At 48.0% G+C, this 794-nt stretch carries 1 protein-coding gene; it reads left to right on the top strand.

Annotation, left to right across the window (positions count from 1 at the left end; translation table 11 throughout):
* Positions 1–794 (top strand): FHIPEP family type III secretion protein (locus tag A3738_RS24020; RefSeq protein WP_197474002.1); only part of this gene is annotated, 794 nt, incomplete at both ends.

Genomic DNA, 794 nt, shown 5'->3' with positions numbered 1-794 from the left:
CTTAATGATCATCAACTTTGTGGTCGTGACCAAGGGTGCTGGGCGTGTATCTGAAGTAAGTGCTCGATTTACACTCGATGCGATGCCAGGCAAACAAATGGCAATTGATGCAGACCTTAACGCAGGAATTATCAATCAAGAAGAGGCGAAGTCGCGTCGGGAAGAAGTTGCCACGGAAGCAGATTTTTATGGGGCGATGGATGGTGCATCAAAGTTCGTACGTGGTGATGCCATTGCGGGTTTGTTGATCTTAGCCATTAATATTATTGGCGGTTTGAGTATCGGCATTTTGCAGCACCAACTAGAGTTCAATGATGCGATGCAAAAGTACTCGCTTCTTACGATTGGTGATGGCTTGGTCGCACAGATTCCATCGTTACTTCTTTCTACCGCTGCGGCAATTATGGTGACGCGTGTTAGTACGACACAAGACATGTCATCACAAGTGCTTGATCAAATGTTTTTGTCGCCTAAGGCTTTGTATATCGCCTCTGGTATTCTAATCGTGATGGGCATCGTACCTGGCATGCCGCATTTTGCGTTTTTGTCGCTTGGTATTCTTGTCGGCGCGGGGGCTTGGTATCGTGATCGCCAGAATAAAAAGCCGCAGGTAGAACCTTATGATGGGCCGGTCCCTCAACGTGGCTCGCAAGCCAATGTTGGTAGTGCGCAGGTGCAACCTGACTCTTCAACTCTAGAGCTTCCAGCGGGGCAAGAAGGTCAACAAGAATCGTCCCAGAAAGAGTTGGGTTGGGATGATGTGATGACCGTAGATATTATTGGTCTAGAGGTAG

This window comes from Oleiphilus sp. HI0066 (assembly GCF_001635725.1).
This window is presented reverse-complemented; position numbering and strand designations above follow the sequence as displayed.